Origin of the sequence: Shinella zoogloeoides, assembly GCF_022682305.1 — a bacterium.
GTDB classification, from domain to species: Bacteria; Pseudomonadota; Alphaproteobacteria; order Rhizobiales; family Rhizobiaceae; genus Shinella; species Shinella zoogloeoides_B.
On record NZ_CP093528.1, the window covers coordinates 3513805 to 3533830 of the forward strand.

A 20026-nucleotide genomic window follows, 5' to 3' on the forward strand; every position below is an offset into this window, starting at 1 on the left:
GGGCGCCGCCCGAAGCCGACCGTTGCAGAGCTTCTTTCCGATCCGATTGTCCGCGCTGTGATGTCGGCGGACGGAGTGGACGAGGCCCAACTGCGAGAGCTGCTTGATCGCGTTTCCCGAGAGCAGTCGACGTGCGCGCCCCCCCACGCGCACGAAGCTGTGAAGATAGTCGGGAGCGCTATCGAGCAAGCCTGCGCCGCGATCCCTCGCGGCGCAGGCGCCCTATCACGCTGATACGCTGAACTCGGTCATCATGCCAGTTTGAAGGTGCGGCATGTGGTGGCAATGCAGCATCCAGCGCGCCGCCTCGCCAGCATCGAGCGCCACCGTCACCATGCCCATCGGAGGAACATAGACGGTGTCGCGCCGCGCGCCTTCGAACCGCTTGCCGTTGATCTCCACGACCTGAAAAACGTGGCCGTGCAGGTGCATCGGATGGCCCATCATCGACATATTGTGGAACATGATCTCGACGCGCTCGCCAGTCGTTGCGACAATCGGCTTGTGCTCTCCCCAGACCTTGCCGTCGATGGTCCAGAGGTAGGGCTGCATTGAGCCGCCTAGCATGACCATCTGGGTGCGTTGCGCGGCACGCGGCGGCAGATTGTCCGTCGCCCGCAGCCTCTGCTCTTGCGAAAGCTCGATGTCGAATGCAGGCGTATCCGCGTCGCCGAGTGCGGGAACCTTCTGAATAGTCGCGCCCGGCGTTGCGAGGATCAGCCCGGTGCGCTCCTTTGCGCCCTCGCGCAACGCCAGCACAGGCCAGGCTCCATCTCCGGCAAGCTCCAGCTCAAGATCGAGACGCTGGCCCATGGCGACGCCGAACCGTTTGCCCTCAAGCGGTTGCACGGCATGGCCGTCGACAGCTACGAGGCGCGCCGAAAGCTCGCCGGTATCGATCCAGAAGACGGTGGCCGAAGCGCCGTTGATCACCCGAAGCTTTATCCGTCCGCCCTTCTCGACCCTGACGATCTGCGGATCGGACAAGGTGCGGTCGTTGGTGAGGTAGGCGTCCCAATCGTAGTCGTTCAGGTCCACGGCCATGCCCTGCATCGAGGACATATCCATCTTCATGCCGGAATGGTCCATCGACGCGCCGGGATCGGATTGGCCTCCCATCGCGCTCATATCATGGCCGCCACCATGTCCGCCGGTGATCTCCTGCATGACCTCTTCGGGCGTCTTGAACGAGAAATCATGAAGGAACATCACGACCTCCTGGCGGTCGGCCTTCACGTCTTCGGCGCTGCGCACGATCAAGGCCGCGGCGAGAAGGTTCATTTCTTGAAGCGGGATATGCGCGTGCATCCAGTAGGTGCCGGGAAGCGGCTCATAGTCATAGGAGCGCGTTTCTCCGGGTTGCAGCATCGGGCGCGGCACGTCCGGAACGCCGTCCTGCTCGTTGGGCGGGATCTGGCCGTGCCAATGGATCAGGGTCGGCACATCGAGACGATTGGCCAGGTCGACGCGAAAGCGTTGTCCGGGGTCGAGAACCAATCCTTGCCCGCTCGACCCTTCAAGGCCGAAGACTGTGGCGGCGCGCCCGTCGACGTCCAGCACGCGCGTTGCAGCGCTGAGGGCCATCGCGCTTTGGGCGTTGGCGAAGCGCGGTAGAGCTGCTGCGGATAGCGTGGCAGCGCCTGCGGCGAGAAAGCTGCGGCGTGAGATAAGCTTCATTTTCGGTCTCCTGGGAGGACTATGCTCCCTCTGAATTCAGATCGGCGTGCGACTAGGCAGGCCACTTGCGTTCAGCAAGACCGTCGTTGGGAGGGCGTTCGTTGCGTGCGGGGCCGATGCCGGCGAGGTCCGGCATCTCGGTAATGCTCCAGATCGCTGCGGTAGGAGCGGTGGCATTTGTCGGCGACTTAGGCGCAAGCCAGTGCGTCATGCCTGAGCATAGGGCATAACAGAAGGCATTGTTTCCGTTGCAGATTCGATGTTCCTGGCACGGCACGGCAGCGGTATCCGCGGCCGGATGCTGCGATCCGTGTTCCGAAATCATTACGTGGGAGTTACTGGCCATGCGAGCACCGAGCGCCGGAACGGTCAACGCCACGCTGGCGAAGGAAAGGAGCATGAGCAGAGCGATGAACAGCCGTTGCATCGCCGTCAAAACGCCGTGCAAGACAACATCATCCGCACCCTCGGCTTGCGTTCATCCAGGGTGGTCCGCTCCCACCCGCTCGCCGCGTCCGCCGCCGAGCGTCTTTTTTGGTGACACACCACGGCGGTTCCAGGCGACACTGGTTACTTGCCTCGGTCGGCGAGCCACTTCTTCATCATGGCGATCTCGCCCTCCTGGGCCTTGACCACCTCTTCGGCGAGTTTGCGGACCTCGGGGTCCTTGCCGTACTGGAGCACGACCTTCGCCATGTCGATCGCGCCCTGATGGTGCGGGATCATACCGCGCATAAAGTCCACGTCGGCGTCGCCGGTATAGGGCACCATCATGTCCTTCATCATGGCATCCATGGCGGTCTCGTATGCCTTCGTCGACGGCGTGTCCGATCCTGGCGTCTGCATGCCTGACATGTCGTGACCTTGCATCGTGTTGTTGTCCGTTTTCATTTGGGTTTGAGCGAATGCCAGGCCGCCGGCGATAGCGATGGCCCCTGCGATGAAGATCGGAGTGAGCTTGTTCATGGTCTCGCTCCCGTTCAGTTTGAGGTCGCCGGATAGCCGGCTTCTTCCAGAACCTGCAAGATCGCGGACGGCGTGGCGGTCGTCTCGACCTTGACGGCGCGCGCGGCGGGATTCGTCTCGATCTTGGCTGCGGAGTCCACCGACTGGATCGCCTTGGTGACGGACTTGGCGCAACCGCCGCAGGTCATGTTTTCAATTTTGAGGTCCATGAGACTTCTCCTTGTTTTGATCTCATGTCGCCCAAGGTGGTGCTTCCAACCGTGGTAAGGTCAAGGGCCAAAAAAAGAAAATGCGCTATTGACCTTCCCATGGTTGGAAGCCTCATTTTCCGTCCGAACGTGAATTTCGGAACGAGAAAAGGAGGCGGCTATGAATGCCCCCGTTCGAGCTGCGGACACCAGGAACGCGGCAATTTCCCTGTCAATAGAAGGCATGACCTGCGCCTCCTGCGTCGGTCGTGTCGAACGAGCCCTCAAGGCCGTCCCCGGCGTTGCCGATGCGGTCGTCAACCTGGCGACCGAAAAGGCAAGCATCACGACGAATGCTCCCGTCGATCGCGCTACGCTCGTCAAGGCCATCGAGGATGTCGGCTATGAGGTTTCGGAGAGCCCTGCCGCACAAGCGGCCGCCTCGCTTGAAGTCGCGATCGAGGGCATGACCTGCGCCTCCTGCGTGGGTCGTGTCGAGAAGGCCCTGAAGGCCGTGCCGGGCGTCACCAGCGCCGTCGTCAACCTCGCGACCGAGAAGGCCACGATCCAGGGAACCGCAGACACGGCAGCCGTGATTGCGGCCATCGAGAATGCGGGCTACGACGCCAAGGTCATCTCGGCGGCAACCGGATCGAGCCAGGCCGAGACGAATGACCGCGCAGAGAAGAAGGAAGCCGAACGCCGCGAGCTGACCCGCGACTTCACCATCGCGGCGGTGCTGACCGCTCCGGTCTTCCTTTTGGAAATGGGCTCGCACCTCATTCCGGGCGTGCATGGCGTGATCGAATCCACCATCGGCATGACGAACAGTTGGTATCTCCAGTTCGTGCTGACGACGCTGGTGCTGTTCGTGCCGGGCATCCGCTTCTATGACAAGGGGCTTCCCGCCCTCTGGCGTCTGGCGCCGGACATGAACTCGCTGGTGGCAGTCGGCTCGCTCGCGGCTTACGGCTATTCGCTGGTCGCGACCTTCGCGCCGGGCTTCCTGCCCGCAGGGACGATCAACGTCTATTATGAAGCCGCCGCGGTCATCGTCACGCTGATCCTGCTCGGCCGGCTGCTCGAAGCCCGCGCCAAGGGGCGTACCTCGGAAGCGATCAAGCGTCTGGTCGGCCTTCAGGCCAAGACGGCGCGCGTCCGCCGTGACGGCAAGACGGTCGATCTTCCGATCGACTCCGTGCTGTCGGGTGACATCGTGGAGGTCCGTCCCGGCGACCGTATCCCGGTCGATGGCGAGGTCATCGAGGGCGAAAGCTATGTCGATGAATCCATGATCACCGGCGAACCGATCCCGGTTTCCAAGACGAATCGTAGCGAGGTCGTCGCCGGCACCGTGAACCAGAAGGGCGCCTTCGCGATCCGCGCCACGGCGGTCGGCGGCAACACCGTGCTGTCGCAGATCATCCGCATGGTTGAGGAAGCACAAGGCTCGAAGCTGCCGATCCAAGCGCTGGTCGACAAGGTGACGATGTATTTCGTGCCGGCTGTCTTCGCCGTCGCGGCTCTGACCTTCGCGGCATGGCTCTATTTCGGGCCGTCGCCGGCGCTCACCTTCGCGCTGGTCAATGCGGTCGCCGTGCTGATCATCGCCTGCCCCTGCGCCATGGGTCTGGCTACGCCGACCTCGATCATGGTCGGCACCGGCCGGGGCGCGGAGCTGGGCGTACTCTTCCGCAAGGGTGAAGCGCTGCAACTGCTGAAGGACGCCAGGGTCGTGGCCGTCGACAAGACCGGCACGCTGACCGAGGGCAAGCCCGCCCTGACCGACCTCGAACTGGCCGCCGGCTTTGACCGTGCGACCGTGCTGGGTCTAATCGCGGCCGTCGAAGCCAAGTCAGAACACCCGATCGCCCGCGCCATCGTGGAAGCGGCCGAGGCGGAAGGCATCGCGCTTCCCGCCGTGTCTGGTTTCGAATCGGTAACCGGCTTCGGCGTGAAGGCCGTGGTCGACGGCAAGCGTATCGAGATCGGCGCGGACCGCTACATGGTCGAGCTTGGCCATGACGTGGCGGGCTTCGCCGTCGTGGCCGAACGGCTCGGCAACGAGGGCAAGTCGCCGCTCTATGCCGCGATCGAGGGCAGGCTCGCGACGATCATTGCCGTGGCCGACCCGATCAAGGCGACGACGCCGGCCGCGATCAAGGCGCTGCACGATCTCGGGCTGAAAGTCGCGATGATCACCGGCGACAACCGGCGGACGGCCAAGGCCATCGCCGCGCGTCTCGGCATCGACGAGGTGGTGGCGGAAGTGCTGCCGGACGGCAAGGTCGAGGCGATCCGTCGCCTCAAGGCCGAGCACGGTAAGGTCGCCTTCGTCGGCGACGGCATCAACGACGCTCCGGCGCTCGCCGAGGCGGATGTGGGCCTCGCCATCGGCACCGGCACGGATATCGCCATCGAGGCGGCGGACGTGGTGCTGATGTCGGGCAGCCTGACCGGGGTGCCGAACGCCATCGCACTGTCGAAGGCGACGATTGGAAACATCCGGCAGAACCTGTTCTGGGCCTTCGCCTACAACACGGCCCTGATCCCGGTCGCCGCCGGCGCGCTCTATCCGGCCTACGGCATCCTGCTGTCGCCGGTCTTCGCCGCCGGCGCCATGGCCCTGTCGAGCGTCTTCGTGCTCGGCAATGCGTTGCGGCTCAAGACCTTCAAGGTCCCAACCTAATGAACCGAAGCAGCCGACCCTATATTCGGGGTCGGCTGTCGTACCTTACGGGAGAAAACGCATGAATATCGGACAAGCTTCGAAAGCGTCCGGCGTCTCGGCCAAGATGATCCGCTACTACGAACATACCGGCCTCATTCCGGCCGCCGATCGGACGTCTTCCGGCTATCGCGACTATTCGGACACGGACGTTCACATGCTGCGCTTCATCCGGCGCGCGCGTGATCTCGGCTTCTCGGTGGCCGAGATCGGCGATCTCCTCGGCCTCTGGCGCGACGAGTCGCGGCAGAGCGCGGAGGTCAAGCGTCTGGCGCAGGGCCACATCGACGCGCTGGAGAAGAAGATCGCGGACTTGCAGGACATGGCGCACACGCTCACGATGCTGGTGAAAGCCTGCACGGGCGACCATCGCCCGCATTGCCCGATCCTCCAGCGTCTGGAAACCGATCAGGACGATGAGGACCTCACGGTCCAGCCGCGCAGCGGTGCGATTACTCGTTCCGTGCAGTAGAGTAACACTCGGCCCGTTCGCCTAACCGAAGCGGCCTGATGTTTTCGTCCCTGCCAGATATGGCGGGGACTTGTCGTTTCAGGCTTGGGGTTTGCGCGCCGCCTGCCAGAGCAGCGGCACGAGGATCAAGGCGACCGGCGGAAACAACAGCCAGTTGATCGCCGCCCAGCCCGAGTTGTGCAGGACGCTGCCAGCCAGAAACGATACGGCGGCGGTCGTGCCGAAGACCATGAAGTCGTTCGCGCCCTGCGCCTTGGCGCGCTCGCCCGGCGTATGGCAGTCCGTGACCATAGCCGTCGCGCCGATGAAGCTGAAATTCCAGCCGAGCCCCATGATGGCGAGAGATCCCCAGAAATTGATCAGCTCAAGCCCGGCCAGTGCGACCACGGCCGAGACGGCGATGAGCAGCATCCCCGCAGCGGTGACCCGCTCCTTGCCGAAGCGTGTCATGAGACGGCCGGTGACGAAACTTGGCGCGAACATCGCCAGTAGATGCCACTGGATTCCGAGTGCTGCACTGTTGACCGAATGGCCGGTGTTGACCATCGCGATCGGAGCCGCCGTCATGACGAAAGCCATGAGGCCGTAGGAGACGACGCCGGCTGCGACGGCGAGCATGTAGCGGGGCATCATCAGGATCTGAATCAGGGAACGGCCGGAGCTTTCGGACTCGGATTGCGAACCAGATTGCGGCGTGCGTAGCATCAACAGAATCGGGATGGACAACAGCGGAAGCGCCGCCTGGCTGAGAAAGCTGCCGACATAGGGCGTGCCGGGGAAGGAATCGCGTGTCCAGATGACGAGCTGGGGACCGATGACAGCCGCGATCAGTCCGCCGACCATCACCCAGGAGATTGCGCGTGCCTTCAACGCGCCTTCGGCAGCGTCGGCGGCGGCGAAGCGATAGCTTTGAACGTAGGAGCCGTAGAGACCGGCGGTAAAGCAGCCAACGCAGAACAGCAGAAACGATGCCACAAAGATACCAAGTGCTGCGATGAGACCCGCCGCGAGGCCGAAGAAGGCGCCGAACAAGTAACCGCTCCGGCGTCCCCAAGCGCGCATGACGAACGCGGCGGGCAGCGTGCCGATCGCCAGGCCGACGCCGAACAGGCTGACCGGCAGCGTCACCCATGCGGGGTTGTCGGCGAGCTGCTGGCCGACCAGGCCGCCGAGCGACATGACGATTGGCGCGCTCGATCCGCCGAGCGCCTGAGCGGCGGTCAGCACGGTGATGTTGCGCCGGACAGTTGCAGTATCGTCCATGGGAACTCCCACAATTATTTGCTTCGACGTTGACATGCCGGCAAAACTTTTGGGTTTTGCGGGAACGAAACCTTTCCTGAAACGTATATATACCCATACCGGGTAGGGGTAGCTGGATGTGCAATAAAAACTCGAAGCAGATCATTGCGTCACTCAACCGGATCGCCGGCCAGGTTCGCGGCGTCGGTCAGATGGTGGAGGACGAGCGATACTGCATCGACATTCTCAACCAGATCCACGCGGTCAAGGCCGCCCTCTCGAAGGTGGAGAACCAGGTGCTGCGATCGCATGCCGCCTGCTGCGTCGAGGAGGCGATCGCCTCGGGCGATGGCGACCTGCAAAGAGCAAAGTTCAACGAGCTGGTCGAGGTGTTCGCAAAGGCGAAACTATAGATCGAAGGGATCAGACAATGGCGACCCATGCTGCCAAACGCGCCGAACTTCATCGAATGGTGATGGAAAACCATACGTGTCCCTACGGGCTGAAGGCGCTCGATCTGCTCAAGCGCGAAGGCTACGAGGTCGATGATCACCATCTGACGACTCGCGCCGAGACGGATGCTTTCAAAGCAAAGCACAATGTTCAGTCAACGCCACAGACCTTCATAGGCGGCAAGCGGATCGGCGGCTACGATGATCTCGTCCGGTTCTTCGGCGGCAAGGTCAAGGACAAGGACACCGTCACCTACAAGCCGGTGATCGCGCTGTTCGCGATGGCAGCGCTGATGGCGTTGGCCGCGAGCTGGGCGGCGTTCGGCAACCTCGCGACGGTCCAGGCGGCCGAATGGTTCATCGCCATCGCGATGTGTCTTCTTGCCCTTCAGAAGCTGAAGGACGTGGAAGGCTTCGCGACCATGTTCCTGAACTACGACCTTCTGGCGCAGCGGTGGGTCCGATATGCCTACATCTATCCCTTCGCGGAGGCGCTCGCCGGCGTCCTGATGATGGCTGGCGCCCTGATGTGGGTGTCGATCCCCGTCGCGCTGTTCATCGGCGGCATCGGCGCGGTCTCAGTGTTCAAGGCGGTCTATATCGACAAGCGCGAGCTGAAATGCGCCTGCGTCGGAGGCGACAGCAACGTGCCGCTCGGCTTCGTGTCGCTCACCGAGAACCTCATGATGATCGGCATGGCGGTCTGGATGATCTTCAAGCCGATGGGCATTGGACACTGACAACCGCGAAAGGACGATCAAATGGCGAGCGACCACACGTCTCATGGCGGGCATTCGAGGGGCTCCCATGGCCGTCCCTATCTGATGTTCTGGATCAACATGATCCTCTGCCTCATTGTGATGTATGTCGTGATGTTTTCGATGATCGACGGCTGGGGCGACTTCCGGAATAATCTGAACATGCTTTACATGGCGATAACCATGTGGGCGCCGATGGGCATCTTCATGCTGGCGACAATGCCGGGCATGTTCCCGAACCGGAGCGCGAATATCGCCCTTTACGTCGTCTTCGCGCTGCTGACCGCCGGTTCCTTCTGGGCGACGCGGAGCCAGACCCTGATCGATGATCGCCAGTTCATCGATTCGATGATCCCGCACCATTCCGGCGCGATCCTGATGTGCCGCGAGGCGAAGCTTGCCGACTCGGAACTGAAAACGCTGTGCGACGAAATCATGGCAGCTCAGCGTGAGGAGATCGACAAGATGACGAGCATTCGAAATCGTCTCTAGTGTAGCGGCGGCGATAAAGACTCTACATCACGCACGCCGTCGCCGCCGCCAGAACCAGATATCGCCCGAGCTTGGCGACGCCAACTAGGAGGAGAAAGACGGGTAGCGGCTCCTTCATGATCCCGGCCGCGAGGGTTAGCGGATCGCCGATGACCGGCATCCAGCTTAGCAGCAACGACCATTTCCCATAGCGGCGATACCAACGCCACGCCCGCTGGAGACCGGCTTCCGACACCGGGAACCAGCGCCGGTTACGGAAACACTCGACGCCGCGCCGATGATCCAGTTGACGACCGAGCCGGCCACGTTGCCAAGGCTCGCTGCGGCGACCAATGCCCAGGCCGCGAAAGAATCGGCCAGCAGCAGCCCGATCAGCGCGGCTTCCGACTGCATCGGCAGCAGGGTGGCAGCAAAGAAGGCGGTGAGGAACAGGCCCAAGCAGGCCGCCAGTGTGCTCAAGCACCGGCCCCGCGATCGCGCGGCGAAGCCGGCCATCTTGTATGATGGCGGTCGATGACGAAGGCATGGCGGTGCCGATATCCGCCATCGGCGGCAGCCGCATCGGACAGATGCGGATGGCTCGCCTCGAGCGTGTCATGCATATGGTCGAGTTCGTCGGGATCGGCCGCGGGCCAGAGGACCGCAGCGGCCGATACGGCGGCGGCGGCCAGCAGCCCCAGCGCAACGAAGGTGATCGGGAGGCCAAACGCGGCGCCCAGGCGCTCCGCGAAGGTCGCTGCGATAGGGGCCACCCCCACATAGGCGACCATCTTGATGGCGAGCGCCGTTCCCAGCACCGCATCCGCATCGGGACCGGCGAGATCATAGGCCAATAGCCCCAGCGCGATCGTGGCAAGCCCTGTTCCGATAAGCGCGATAACCTGTGCCGGGAAGAGGTGGCGATAGGTGCGGTTTCCAAGAACCTGCAACATAGGAACCTCACAAGTACTTGGTTATTTCCTTGAATTCGTCGATCGAACGACGATCGTCCTTAACAAGCGGCCCGACCACGTCGTCGAGACAGTGGTCGAGGTGGTTCTGAATCAGCGTCCGCTTGGCTTGTGCGATGGCCTTTTCGACCGCGTGAAGCTGCTGCGCGATATCGAGGCATGGCCGACCAGCTTCGATCATCTCGACGATCCCGCGCAAATGGCCGTCCGCACGCTTGAGGCGCATTGTGATCGCGGCGTGGGATCTGTGGGCATCGGATTGTTCGCTCATCCAGATATCCTATCCCCCTGGAGAGGATATTGTAACGAGCCTGCCGCCGGCGTCGCCTCAACCCCATGATCGTCGATAAGCCGTCGGCGTCGTCCCGAGCCAGCGCTTGAACATGGCGGTGAGAGAAGCCTGCCTTTCAAATCCCAGCGACGACGCCACCGTGCCGATCTCGTAGCCTTGGACCATCTTTCAGACGCCGCCGTCGCATGGTGGCTGGCTACTTTCTCGTTGCCACGCCAGCGGCGAAGATGCCCAACAGGGTAAGAAGCGCGATGCCGAGCGTAACATAGCGTGCGGAATCCACCGCAGATTCCCCGCCTGCCGCCATCAGCGTGCCAGCGAGTGCGGAAGTGATCGAGAAAGCAATAAGCTGTGTGATGGTGATCGCAGCAGCAGCCTTGCCTCCTTCGGCGGGATCATGTGTGCTGCTCATCGCTGCAACACCGAGCAGCGGCCACGCCAGTCCGATGCCGACGCCGGCAAGCGCGAGGACAGCCGCCCAAATCAGCACCATCCCGATATCGGCACCGAACACTTGTAGAAGTCCATAAGCGATCAGCCCAGCCGTCAACAGCAGTGGGCCGACGCGGATGGCGCGGCGGCGGCCGCTCTCACTCTTGACCGAAACAATGAAGAGCTGGGCGATGACCCATGCCAGCGAAAGAACTGCGCCAAGGAAACCGGCGATCAGCGGCGAAAGGCCCGCCAGTTGCTGACCAAACAGGGGGATGAAGTTCTCCACCATCACGCCCGCGCTCAGGGCAGCGACCGTGAGATAGACCCATTTCAGGGAGTTGCCACGCCGATAGGTGATGTGCGGAAGGATGGTCTCTTTTGCTCGCCGCTCCACGACGACGAAGAGCCAGAGCAGCACGATGCCAATTCCGACCATTGCCAGCGTTGGCCAGCCTATCGGCACGATGGCGCTGAGGCTGATAGCGATGGTCGCAAGCACAAGCGGAATGAGGGAGGCGACGGGAACAGGTGAACGATGCCCCGATCCAGCCATGCGGCCGAACGCGCGTTGAGCGATGATTCCGAACAGCAGCGAAACGACCGCCAGCGCACCGTAGGACCAGCGCCAGAGGCCCAGTTCTGCGAACACGCCGCCAAGCGCCGGCCCGAACAGCGTCCCCAAGCCCCACATGGCCGACACGACGCCGGTTGCCCGCGCCCAATGGCGTTCGGGAAGTGCTGCACGAATTACCGCATAGCCGAGTCCTGCCAGCAAACCGCCGCCAAGTCCTTGCACGACGCGACCGACGATCAGCGGTTCCATCGTTGGGCTGGCGGCATTGGCCGCTGCGCCGAGAGCGAAGACGACGAACGCCGTAACATAGGCAAGCGCCGGCCCCTTCCAGTCGAGAATGCGGCTGACGAACAGCGAGGCTACGATTGCCGAGATAACGAACGCAGTCGTCACCCACGCATAATATTGCTGCCCGCCAATATCCGCGACGATGGAGGGCATCAGTGCGGCGGTGAAATAGAGGTTCATGGCATAGAGCAGCACGCCGCTTGCCATGACCAGAACAATGGCGAGGTGGCGGCCGGACAGAAGATCGGACCATCCGTCCAGATGCGCCGCAGGCGCATTTGCGGGATCGGCCGAACCGGCCGGGGTTGGTGAGCTATTCATCGGGGATTCTCCGAAAGGGGGAAGTTCAGTTGGCTGCGCGCCGGACGGCCAAGGACAGCCCCAACACGACTAGCGAGACGAGCAGGACAATGCTGGGAGCGACCGCATGGCCGTAATCAGCGTTCAGCAGTGTCGTGAGGGAAGCAGCGGCCATCACGAGCGCGCCAAGGCCGGCTCCATAGGGCCGCGAGCCAGCGCGGATCAGCATCAGCCCAGCCGCCAGTTCGAGAATGGCGGTGATGTAGTGGAACCAGTCGGGGTAACCCCAAGCCACATAGGCCGCCGCATTTTCCTCTGAGATGAAGATGTTGCCGTAAGCGCCGAAGAGAAAGAAAGCTGCCAGCAGCCAAGCCAGGCTGGTCGCTATGATCGGAAGGGGTCTGTTCATGTGGCCTCGCATCTTGGAAATCGGACCGGCTGAGGCAGCATAGGACTGGACCAACCAGCCGTTCCGACATAGATTGAATGCTCACTCTAGTTATGATCGACGTGTGGTCAAGCTATATTAGAGCGATCATTCTATGTTTATGGAGGCCCCATGGTCCGCAAGCGCGTTCCCGAGCAGCATGAAGGCAGAAGGCAGGAGATTCTCGCAGCGGCGCATAGGTGCTTCCTGCGCCATGGTCTGCAGGGCGCGTCGATTTCGATGATCTGCAAAGAAGCGGCGATGAGCCCCGGCCACCTCTATCACTACTTCCCCAGCAAGGACGCTATCATTGAGCAGATGGCGGATGATTACCTTGCCAGTCTCCACAGCCATTTCAGCGGCCACCCCGAGGACGAACAGACGGCGACTGTTCTGCTATCGGAATTGTGGAGCATGAAGGGGTGGGACGATCTCGGTCATTGCCGCATTCTGTTCGAGTTGCTGGCAGAAGCGGGGCGTAACGAAAGAATCAGGGCCATCCTCAAACAGAACACTGATGGTGTTCGAACATTGCTGGCAGAAGCGCTGACCGCAGGTCAGGCGCGTGGCGAAGTCGATTCCGGCCTTGACCCTAAGCACACCAGCGCGGTTCTGGTGGCGGTCCTTGATGCCGCGCCGATGCTGCCGTTGATGACAGCGGACCTTGACTTCGAGGAGAGCCGCAAACTGGTCACGACAATGGTTGGCCGATTTCTGAAGCCTCAACAATGAAGCGGATTATGAAAATGGGGGATGGCGGCCGGTCGAAGCATTGGTGCCAGTCGCGCCAAAAACTTCCCTTTGATGTCGCGGATCGCGTCAAGTCATGACAGATGTTTCACAGCTAACCTCGCCCGACTTGTCCGGGTTGCAAGCATTTCTGGCGCTGTGTCTCTATACAGCCGTAACATCGGTCACGCCCGGACCGAACAACATGATGGTGCTGGCATCCGGTGTTAATTTCGGCATTCGGCGGACATTGCCACATATTGCGGGCATCAGCATTGGTTTCGCCGCGATGATCGTCATCATGGGGATGGGCCTTGGAGTGATTTTCGAGGCGTATCCCATGCTCAACACCATCCTGCGATGGGTTGGCGGCGCCTATCTTCTGTATCTGGCATGGAAGATCGCCGGGGCCGCAGCACCGGAGAATGCAGAAAGATCGGCTGCCAGACCCTTGGGCTTCATTGGCGCTGCTGCGTTCCAATGGGTCAACCCCAAGGCATGGGTCATGGCGCTCGGTGCCGTCGCCACCTATCTTCCGGGCTCTCCCTCGTTGTCGTCCGTCGCCGCAGCTGCACTGCTGATGGCAGCGATCAACGCACCCTGCGTCGGCATCTGGGCGGCGTTCGGTGTTGGCCTCCGCCGGCTTCTTACGGAGCCTGCGAAGCTGCGCGCCTTCAATCTCACCATGGCAGCGCTGCTGGTTGTCTCGCTCTATCCAATCTTTGTGACGTAGAGCCAGCTGCTGTTCGCTAAATCGGCATCGAAACACTCCGCAGCGCCAGTCGGAACGGATGACGATCCCGGCTACGCTTCATTCCTCGAATTCAAGATAATCACGTTAAATGCGGATGGAATCTGATGGCAAATACTGAACACATGATCGTCGTAACCGGTGGCCCCGGTTCCGGCAAAAGCAGTCTGATCGATGCCATGGCCCAGCGCGGCTTCCGCACCATGCCCGAGGCCGGCAGGGCGATCATTCGAGACCAGATCAGGATCGGCGGTAAAGCTTTGCCTTGGGCGGATCGCGCACTCTTCGCCGAACTCATGTTGGGCTGGGAACTGCGTTCTTATCAGGAGGCACTTGCAAGTGACGCGCTTGTCTTGATGGACCGTGGTATGCCGGATGTTGTTGGTTATCTCACACTCTGCGGCCTGCCTGTGCCTGCTCATTTCGAGACGGCGGCCAAAACCTACCCTTACAACAAGCGGGTTTTTCTCGCCCCGTATTGGGATGCCATCTTCACGCAAGACACTGAGCGCAAACAGGACAGGCAAGAGGCCGAGGCGACCGGTATGGTCATGGCTGAGACTTATGGCAGGCTTGGCTATCAGATAGTCGAGCTGCCGCTGGTGGGAATCGAGCAGCGGGCCGACTTCGTTGCTGAAAATTTGAGAGCTTAGAGCGAAGTGACAGTCCTCATCCAATTGGCGCTAACTCATCCAGCAACTTCCGAGGCCGCGCCGGTTTCGCGCTCCGTCAAGACGCGATCGATCAAACCCCATTCCAACGCTTCTTCCACCGTCATGAAGCGGTCGCGGTCCATGGCTTGTTCGAACTCTTCATAACTGCGTTTGCAATGCTCCGCGTAGAGCCGGGTCATGCGCTGCTTGGTTTTCAGGATCTCCTCGGCATGGATCAGCATATCCGACGCCTGCCCTTGGAATCCGCCTGATGGTTGGTGAATCAGGATGCTGGCGTTCGGCAATGCCGCGCGTTCGCCGGGTTCGCCGGCCATCAGCAGGAATGACCCCATCGAGCGGGCCGTCCCCATACAAAGAGTATGCACCGGAGCGCGGATGTATCGCATGGTGTCATACATGGCGAGCCCGCTGGTAACGACGCCACCGGGAGAATTGATGTATAGCTGAATTGGCTTCTTGGGATTCTCGGCTTCCAGAAACAGTAGCTGCGCGCAGACGAGCGCGGAAACGGTGTCGTTGACCTCACCGTTCAGGAAAATGATCCTCTCGCGCAGAAGGCGGGAATAGAGTACGCATACGAGGAAGGCCGCGTGATCGAAGCCTTCGCGCGAGCGTAGCGGGCTCTATGATGAGGTTGGTTGAAGTTCAGGAGTTCAGGCGGCTTGCTGATCGACGATCGTGTCGGCCTGGCGCAGGTGCTTCCACTCCCAGGGCAGCAGTTCGTGCAGACGTGATGCCGGCAGATCGGCGATGCGGGCCAGGACGTCGGCCAGCCAGGCCTTTGGGTCGACGTCGTTGAGGCGGGCCGTGGTGATGAGCGTGAGCATGACGGCGGCGCGATCGGCGCCGCGCTGCGAACCGGCGAAGGTCCAGTTGCGCCGACCCAGGGCGATGCCGCGTAGCGCTCTCTCCGCGGCATTGTTGGAGAGACAGATCCTGCCGTCGTCGACGAAGCGGGCGAAGTCGGCCCAGCGCCGGAGCATGTAGTTCATCGGCTTCAGGACCTCGGCGGAGCGCGAGAGAGTTTCGCGCTCGCGCAGCAGCCAGTCCTGCATGCCGTCGAGAAGCGGCTTGCTCTTCTCCTGGCGTACGGCCCGCCGCTCCTCGGCACTGCAGCCGTTGATGGCGCGCTCGATCTCGAACAGCGCGTCGAGGCGCCGGACCGCCTCCAGGGCGATCGGGGAGACCGGCTTGCCCTTTACGCCGTCGCGGGCCTTCTTCGCGATGTCGGCCAGCTCAAAGAAGCCGCGCCGGGCATGGGCGAAGCAAAACGCCGGCGTGATGGGTTGGTCCTTCCGCTGTGGGTCGAACAACGGCTCGAAGCCGCCATAACAATCGCATTGGAGGATGCCGGCGAACCCCGCCAGATGCTTCTGCGGGTGCTCGCCGCGCCGGTCGCCCGAGGCGTAATAGACCACCGCCGGCGGTGCGGGTCCGGCGAAGGGCCCATCATCACGCACATAGCTCCAGATCCGCCCGGTCGCGCATTTACCCTTCGCCAGGATCGGGACCGTCGTGTCATCGCCATGAAGGCGCTCGGCCGCGAGCACATGCGCCTCGATCAGGTCGAAGACTGGCTTCAGGGCGAAGGTTCCATGGCCGACCTGGTCGGCCAGCGTCGACAGCGGCAGGTCGACCCCCTCGGCCTTGAAGCGCGCGCTCTGGCGGTTGAGGGGAGCGTGCATGCCGAACTTGTCGAAGAGGATCGTCGCCAGCAGTTGGGGCCCGATGAAGCCGCGCGGCGTCGCATGGAACGGCGCCGGCGCCTGGCTGACCTTCCCGCAATCGCGGCAGCTGAACTTTTCGCGCACCGTCTCGATCACCTTGAAGCGCCGCGGGATCTCCTCCAGCGTCTCGGTCACGTCCTCGCCCAGCTTCGACAGCCGCGAGCTGCCGCAGCAAGCACAGGCAGTGGGAGGATCGATGACGACACGCCCGCGCTCGATATCCTCCGGCCAGGGTTTACGGACCGGCCGCTGACGCGTGAAGGCGCGCACGTTCCCGCTCTTCGTCGCCGCGGCGGCCGCAGCGAGCTCATCTTCACTGGCTGCGGCCACGAGATCTTCGAGCTGAAGTTCCATCTGCTCGATCAGCCGCGCCGTGCGTTCGGAGCGCTGGCCGTATTTCTCGCGCTTCAGCTTCTCGATCATCAGTTGCAGATGCGCGATCAGCGCCTCGGTGTCCGAGAGTTTCGCCCGCGCGCTGGCGGCTGCCGCCTCGGCTTGCAGCCGCGCCTCGCGCTCGGACCGCAGCGCCGCCAGGGCACTCGCGAGGTCCGAAGGAAGATCGTCCGGCGTCACCATCACGAAGCAAGTGAATCAGATTTCGCCTGCGATTTCAAAAGCTAAATGCTAGCCGACCCGCGTCGGGCGCCAGGTTTCCTGCGGATTTCGCCAGTCGATACCGGACAAAAGATAACCCATCTGCGCCGTCGAGATCGTTACCGCCCCGTCCGCCGGCGACGGCCAGAGGAACCTCCCGCGTTCCAGCTTCTTCGTGAACAGGCAGGCGCCCTGGCCATCATGCCAAATCACCTTCAAAAGATCGCCCCGACGCCCCCGGAAGCAGAAGAGATGCCCGCTCAGCGGATCCCGGCGAAGCACCTCCTGCACCTGAAGCGACAGGCCCGGGAAGCCCCGGCGCATATCCGTGTAGCCCGTCGCCAGCCAAACCCTCACGCCCGTCGGAACCGGGATCACGCCAGCCGCTCCAGGGCTTGCACGATCCGCAACAGAGCCTCGACGTCGACATCGCGATCCACGATCAGGCGCCGCCCGTTCGCGGTCACGAGCTCGATCCGGCCACCGCCCGAACCCGAACGCGTTGTTGGTCGCTCAGCGATAATCACCGCCGGCACCAATCCTCCGGCCTCGCCAAGGCAGCCTGCCCGATACGCCTTACGCCACGCGAACAGCTGCTGGTTCGAAAGCCCATGACGCCGCGCCGTCGCCGATGCCAATCGCGGACCGGAGAAGCTCTCCTCGACGATCCGCAGCTTTTCCGCATCAGACCAGCGTCGACGCCGACCCGTCTCGACGATCTCCAGGCGGCTCACGGGATGACTGTCAGTAAGGATATCCATACTGACAGTCAGCTACGGCCTCTCAATCAGCGCAAGACGGCCCTCTTCGGAGGCGTACGGAATAGATGTCGAAAGAGCGTTCGCCACGGCTGGATTGCTCGATGACCATAGGGACGAGTTGCATCGCTTCGCGCATAGGCGAACTCCTGTCTTCTAGATTTTGATGTGTTGTTTGAGGTGCTATGCTGCGAGCATAAGCACGGGCCAATTGTTGTTCGCGGCAGGGGGTGTTCGCCGAACGGATCGGGCGTCCACAAGATGATGGATGATCCTCAACCTCGTGCCGCCATAGACATTGGGACCGACTTGGAACGTCACAATGCTTTCGAGGAAAGGCGATTCTTCTTCGCGCATCCGATAGCGGACTTCCTCTCCCGGTTCTGCCGAGATCGGGACAGCATCGGCCAAGTCTTTTTCAGGCAGCCATTTTTCTCGAAGCTCTGGAATACTAATCGCCCGCCAAACCATTTCAGGGGGAGCGTCGATTTCATATTCCACGACGAGATTATCCTTGGGCTTCTTTGCCTCCGTGTCGCTCATTGGTCCATGTCCCTTAGTAAGCTCTTCAAAGCGTCAATTCTCGCAGGCCAATAGGCCCGATACTTCGCCAGCCATTCCGCGATGAGTGCCAGCCCCTCTGGATCGACCTCATAGTTCACAAAGCGGCCCTGACGTTCTTCCCGCACCAGCTTGGCGTTGCGCAGGACAGAGAGATGTTGCGACATCGCCGGCTGACTAATTTCCATACCCTGCCGCAGTGTGACGGCGTTCATGCTGCCGGACGCCAGCTTCTCGAAAATCGCGCGGCGTGTCGGATCGGCCAGAGCTTTGAATATGTCGTTCGGGATCATAACAATAGATAAGCGCACACTTATCTGATTCGCAAGGGCGAACCATCATCACAACATAATCCCTCGTTGCCGCCCTAGCTGCCACGACACCGATCCGCCCTGAACGACGCCCATAACCTCGCGACCGAGCTGTCGGTCTATGACCGGCCGCCATGGGACCAAGGTAAACTCGTGGGACTGCTCGACCACGGCGAACTTGCCGCTCGATAGCTGCACGGTGCCGGTGAATTTGCCGCTGATGTTCTCGCCGTCCGTGGCGGCACGGAAAGGCAGGCCCTTGCTCTCGGCCATCTCCCCGCCAACACGGGCAACCTCGCGCTCGCGCAGGGTGGCGAGAAGGCTGCTCCGGTAGAAGATGCGGCCATTCCGTGCTCGGGTAGCGTCGCCTTGCTCGATATGATGCTCGCGGCGCTGGTCCATGGCCTCGCGCACCTGCTGGCCGAAACCGGCCGGCGCAATATCGGCGGTTTCGCTGTGGATCAATCGCCGGTCCAGCCACGTCGCGCCGTCCGAATGTATCTGCCTTTCCAGATTGATGGGTGACAGGACGCGAACACTGGCCTGCCGGTCTCGGCCGGCATCGTAGTCGGCGGCGCGGCTAACCAGATCATTGGGGATGCGCCATTGGTCGGCGTCGATGCGCTCGACGATCCCGGCGCGGCGCAATGCCTCCAGCCGACGAACATGGGCATCGACATAGCCCTCATAGTCGCCACCGGGAACGCGGCCCTCGAATTTCGCCTGTTCCAGGGTCGATAGATGCCGTCCTCGGCGATGGCGGTGATGGTGCGGTCGGACGGCCGGGCTGTCGCCTCGGCCGGGCCGATCTGGATGACGCCGCGGATACGGGCTTCCGTTGACGACCCTGATGCAAACGCTGGCGGTCGATTCAATTGCCCACCGGAGATGACAGCGTCATTGTTGAGGCAGGCCATCGAATAAGGATTGAGAAAACTATATGGCCAAATGGCCTGCCTGGACGCTTTGAGAGAAAGATCACCATCAGCCCGGTTGAGCTTGGTGACGCACAGTAGCCATCCTGAACATCATACGGACCTCGGCTTCCGGATCGTCTCGAACCCATAGCAATGCGTGAGGGAACGAACGCTGGATGAAACGCCGAGGCGGATGCGACTAACGCTCGTTTAGAGTGCTATAGCGTAAACGTAGTTGTCATCTTCACCCGGTGCAGCGCTCCGCCTTCCTCATCGGCCAGAGTTTCAAGACGGCCACCGAAGAAGTCGATGCAATTTGCGGCCCCTCTCATCGTCGAGAATCCTTCGTTCAGCGCGGCTCCGATGCTTTGTTTGCCGCGTCGCAACTCTGTCATCGTTTTCCGTGCTCACGACGATCAGGAGTGTTGAACGCTGGCGTCGCGTTCGGCGACGCCTTCTCGTTCCTCACGGACATGGGAGAGCATATCGAGCAGGACGTCGCCCACATGCTGATCGGAGATTTCGTAGAACATCTGCTTCGAATGTCGGACCCGCGTTACCAGCCGCGCGCCGCGAAGCAGTCGCAGGTGGTGGCTGACGAGCGACTGCGACAGCTCAAGCGTTTCGGAGATATCGGTGACCGACTTCGGGCCTTCCTCGCAATGGAGGAGAATCCTTAGCCTGCTGGGGTCACCCAGCAGGCGGAATGTTTCGGATAGGAAGTTCAACTCCTGGGTCGAAAGGGGATCTGCCTTGTTCAACG

Annotated in this window: 25 protein-coding genes and 3 pseudogenes; 8 read left to right on the plus strand and 20 right to left on the minus strand. The window is 61.9% G+C overall.

Annotated features, from left to right (window positions below):
* Positions 1–225: 225 nt before the first annotated feature.
* From MOE34_RS17455 to MOE34_RS17470, 4 genes are all read right to left on the minus strand, one after another.
* Positions 226–1677: a multicopper oxidase family protein gene (locus MOE34_RS17455; RefSeq protein WP_003500192.1), complete on the minus strand. Its 1452-nt coding sequence runs from the start codon at positions 1675–1677 to the stop codon at positions 226–228.
* Between the two features lie 52 nt (positions 1678–1729).
* Positions 1730–2125 (minus strand): hypothetical protein, encoded by a 396-nt coding sequence (locus MOE34_RS17460; protein WP_242218773.1) that lies wholly within the window; start codon positions 2123–2125, stop codon positions 1730–1732.
* Between the two features lie 122 nt (positions 2126–2247).
* On the minus strand, positions 2248–2643 hold the full coding sequence (gene copM / locus MOE34_RS17465) for a CopM family metallochaperone (protein ID WP_003500191.1): 396 nt from the start codon (positions 2641–2643) through the stop codon (positions 2248–2250).
* 14 nt (positions 2644–2657) lie between these two features.
* Positions 2658–2852, minus strand: coding sequence for a heavy-metal-associated domain-containing protein (locus MOE34_RS17470; protein ID WP_003500190.1), 195 nt, complete (start codon positions 2850–2852; stop codon positions 2658–2660).
* Positions 2853–3012: 160 nt separating this feature from the next.
* Between MOE34_RS17470 and MOE34_RS17475 the strand changes: the two genes are divergently transcribed.
* Both MOE34_RS17475 and cueR read left to right on the plus strand, forming a co-directional pair.
* Entirely contained in the window at positions 3013–5520 is a 2508-nt protein-coding gene (locus MOE34_RS17475) for a heavy metal translocating P-type ATPase (protein WP_024899654.1), read from the plus strand.
* 61 nt (positions 5521–5581) lie between these two features.
* On the plus strand, positions 5582–6031 hold the full coding sequence (gene cueR / locus MOE34_RS17480) for a Cu(I)-responsive transcriptional regulator (protein ID WP_003500188.1): 450 nt from the start codon (positions 5582–5584) through the stop codon (positions 6029–6031).
* 78 nt (positions 6032–6109) lie between these two features.
* Here the strand turns inward: cueR and MOE34_RS17485 are convergent, their stop codons facing one another.
* Complete coding sequence (locus tag MOE34_RS17485) at positions 6110–7294, minus strand: MFS transporter (RefSeq protein ID WP_242218775.1); 1185 nt, start codon at positions 7292–7294, stop codon at positions 6110–6112.
* Positions 7295–7410: 116 nt separating this feature from the next.
* Here MOE34_RS17485 and MOE34_RS17490 point away from each other — a divergent pair, with 116 nt between their 5' ends.
* The 3 genes from MOE34_RS17490 to MOE34_RS17500 are packed head-to-tail and all read left to right on the plus strand — an operon-like array spanning position 7411 to position 8975.
* Positions 7411–7686 carry a metal-sensitive transcriptional regulator gene (locus MOE34_RS17490; protein ID WP_003500186.1) on the plus strand — a complete coding sequence of 92 codons (276 nt, stop codon included), beginning with the start codon at positions 7411–7413 and terminating at the stop codon, positions 7684–7686.
* A 17-nt stretch (positions 7687–7703) separates the two neighbouring features.
* Positions 7704–8465: a glutaredoxin family protein gene (locus MOE34_RS17495; RefSeq protein ID WP_003500183.1), complete on the plus strand. Its 762-nt coding sequence runs from the start codon at positions 7704–7706 to the stop codon at positions 8463–8465.
* A 21-nt stretch (positions 8466–8486) separates the two neighbouring features.
* A complete protein-coding gene (locus MOE34_RS17500; RefSeq protein WP_024899651.1) occupies positions 8487–8975 on the plus strand; it encodes a DUF305 domain-containing protein in 489 nt (162 codons plus the stop codon).
* A 22-nt stretch (positions 8976–8997) separates the two neighbouring features.
* Here the strand turns inward: MOE34_RS17500 and MOE34_RS17505 are convergent.
* The 6 genes and pseudogenes from MOE34_RS17505 to MOE34_RS17525 all read right to left on the minus strand — a co-directional run bounded on the left by MOE34_RS17505 (position 8998) and on the right by MOE34_RS17525 (position 12223).
* Positions 8998–9434 (minus strand): annotated as a pseudogene (locus MOE34_RS17505) (YqaA family protein).
* A 257-nt stretch (positions 9435–9691) separates the two neighbouring features.
* Positions 9692–9907, minus strand: a pseudogene (locus MOE34_RS17510) (MFS transporter); the annotation flags it as partial.
* A 7-nt stretch (positions 9908–9914) separates the two neighbouring features.
* On the minus strand, positions 9915–10196 hold the full coding sequence (locus tag MOE34_RS17515; protein WP_024899650.1) for a metal-sensing transcriptional repressor: 282 nt from the start codon (positions 10194–10196) through the stop codon (positions 9915–9917).
* Between the two features lie 57 nt (positions 10197–10253).
* Entirely contained in the window at positions 10254–10382 is a 129-nt protein-coding gene (locus MOE34_RS25610) for a helix-turn-helix domain-containing protein (RefSeq protein ID WP_003500177.1), read from the minus strand.
* Positions 10383–10413: 31 nt separating this feature from the next.
* The gene (locus MOE34_RS17520) at positions 10414–11835 is read right to left on the minus strand and encodes an MFS transporter (RefSeq protein ID WP_003500174.1); all 1422 of its coding nucleotides are present in this window, start codon (positions 11833–11835) and stop codon (positions 10414–10416) included.
* A 25-nt stretch (positions 11836–11860) separates the two neighbouring features.
* Entirely contained in the window at positions 11861–12223 is a 363-nt protein-coding gene (locus tag MOE34_RS17525; protein WP_003500172.1) for a DoxX family protein, read from the minus strand.
* A gap of 150 nt (positions 12224–12373) precedes the next feature.
* Here MOE34_RS17525 and MOE34_RS17530 point away from each other — a divergent pair, with 150 nt between their 5' ends.
* The 3 genes from MOE34_RS17530 to MOE34_RS17540 all read left to right on the plus strand — a co-directional run bounded on the left by MOE34_RS17530 (position 12374) and on the right by MOE34_RS17540 (position 14374).
* Positions 12374–12973, plus strand: coding sequence for a TetR/AcrR family transcriptional regulator (locus MOE34_RS17530; protein ID WP_003500170.1), 600 nt, complete (start codon positions 12374–12376; stop codon positions 12971–12973).
* Between the two features lie 94 nt (positions 12974–13067).
* Positions 13068–13703 carry a LysE family translocator gene (locus tag MOE34_RS17535; protein WP_024899649.1) on the plus strand — a complete coding sequence of 212 codons (636 nt, stop codon included), beginning with the start codon at positions 13068–13070 and terminating at the stop codon, positions 13701–13703.
* 122 nt (positions 13704–13825) lie between these two features.
* The gene (locus MOE34_RS17540; protein WP_280113797.1) at positions 13826–14374 is read left to right on the plus strand and encodes an AAA family ATPase; all 549 of its coding nucleotides are present in this window, start codon (positions 13826–13828) and stop codon (positions 14372–14374) included.
* A gap of 35 nt (positions 14375–14409) precedes the next feature.
* Here MOE34_RS17540 and MOE34_RS17545 read toward each other — a convergent pair whose 3' ends face one another.
* The 9 genes and pseudogenes from MOE34_RS17545 to MOE34_RS17585 form a co-directional block, all read right to left on the minus strand.
* Entirely contained in the window at positions 14410–14949 is a 540-nt protein-coding gene (locus tag MOE34_RS17545; protein WP_242224125.1) for an ATP-dependent Clp protease proteolytic subunit, read from the minus strand.
* 99 nt (positions 14950–15048) lie between these two features.
* Positions 15049–16698, minus strand: a complete 1650-nt coding sequence (gene tnpC / locus MOE34_RS17550) for an IS66 family transposase (protein ID WP_431522446.1) — start codon at positions 16696–16698, stop codon at positions 15049–15051.
* 48 nt (positions 16699–16746) lie between these two features.
* On the minus strand, positions 16747–17094 hold the full coding sequence (gene tnpB / locus MOE34_RS17555) for an IS66 family insertion sequence element accessory protein TnpB (protein WP_242218777.1): 348 nt from the start codon (positions 17092–17094) through the stop codon (positions 16747–16749).
* The gene (gene tnpA, locus MOE34_RS17560; RefSeq protein ID WP_242218779.1) at positions 17091–17477 is read right to left on the minus strand and encodes an IS66-like element accessory protein TnpA; all 387 of its coding nucleotides are present in this window, start codon (positions 17475–17477) and stop codon (positions 17091–17093) included. The genes tnpB and tnpA overlap by 4 nt, the downstream gene beginning before the upstream one ends.
* Before the next feature lie 46 nt (positions 17478–17523).
* Positions 17524–17661 (minus strand): annotated as a pseudogene (locus tag MOE34_RS17565) (ATP-dependent Clp protease proteolytic subunit); the annotation flags it as partial.
* Positions 17658–18017, minus strand: a complete 360-nt coding sequence (locus MOE34_RS17570) for an SRPBCC family protein (RefSeq protein ID WP_024899646.1) — start codon at positions 18015–18017, stop codon at positions 17658–17660. The pseudogene MOE34_RS17565 and the gene MOE34_RS17570, both read right to left, overlap by 4 nt.
* The gene (locus tag MOE34_RS17575; protein ID WP_003500156.1) at positions 18014–18328 is read right to left on the minus strand and encodes an ArsR/SmtB family transcription factor; all 315 of its coding nucleotides are present in this window, start codon (positions 18326–18328) and stop codon (positions 18014–18016) included. Before MOE34_RS17575 ends, MOE34_RS17570 begins: the two co-directional genes overlap by 4 nt.
* A 48-nt stretch (positions 18329–18376) precedes the next feature.
* Entirely contained in the window at positions 18377–19222 is an 846-nt protein-coding gene (locus MOE34_RS17580) for a DUF3363 domain-containing protein (RefSeq protein ID WP_080600487.1), read from the minus strand.
* Positions 19223–19679: 457 nt separating this feature from the next.
* Positions 19680–20024, minus strand: coding sequence for an ArsR/SmtB family transcription factor (locus MOE34_RS17585; RefSeq protein WP_035243485.1), 345 nt, complete (start codon positions 20022–20024; stop codon positions 19680–19682).
* Positions 20025–20026: the final 2 nt, after the last annotated feature.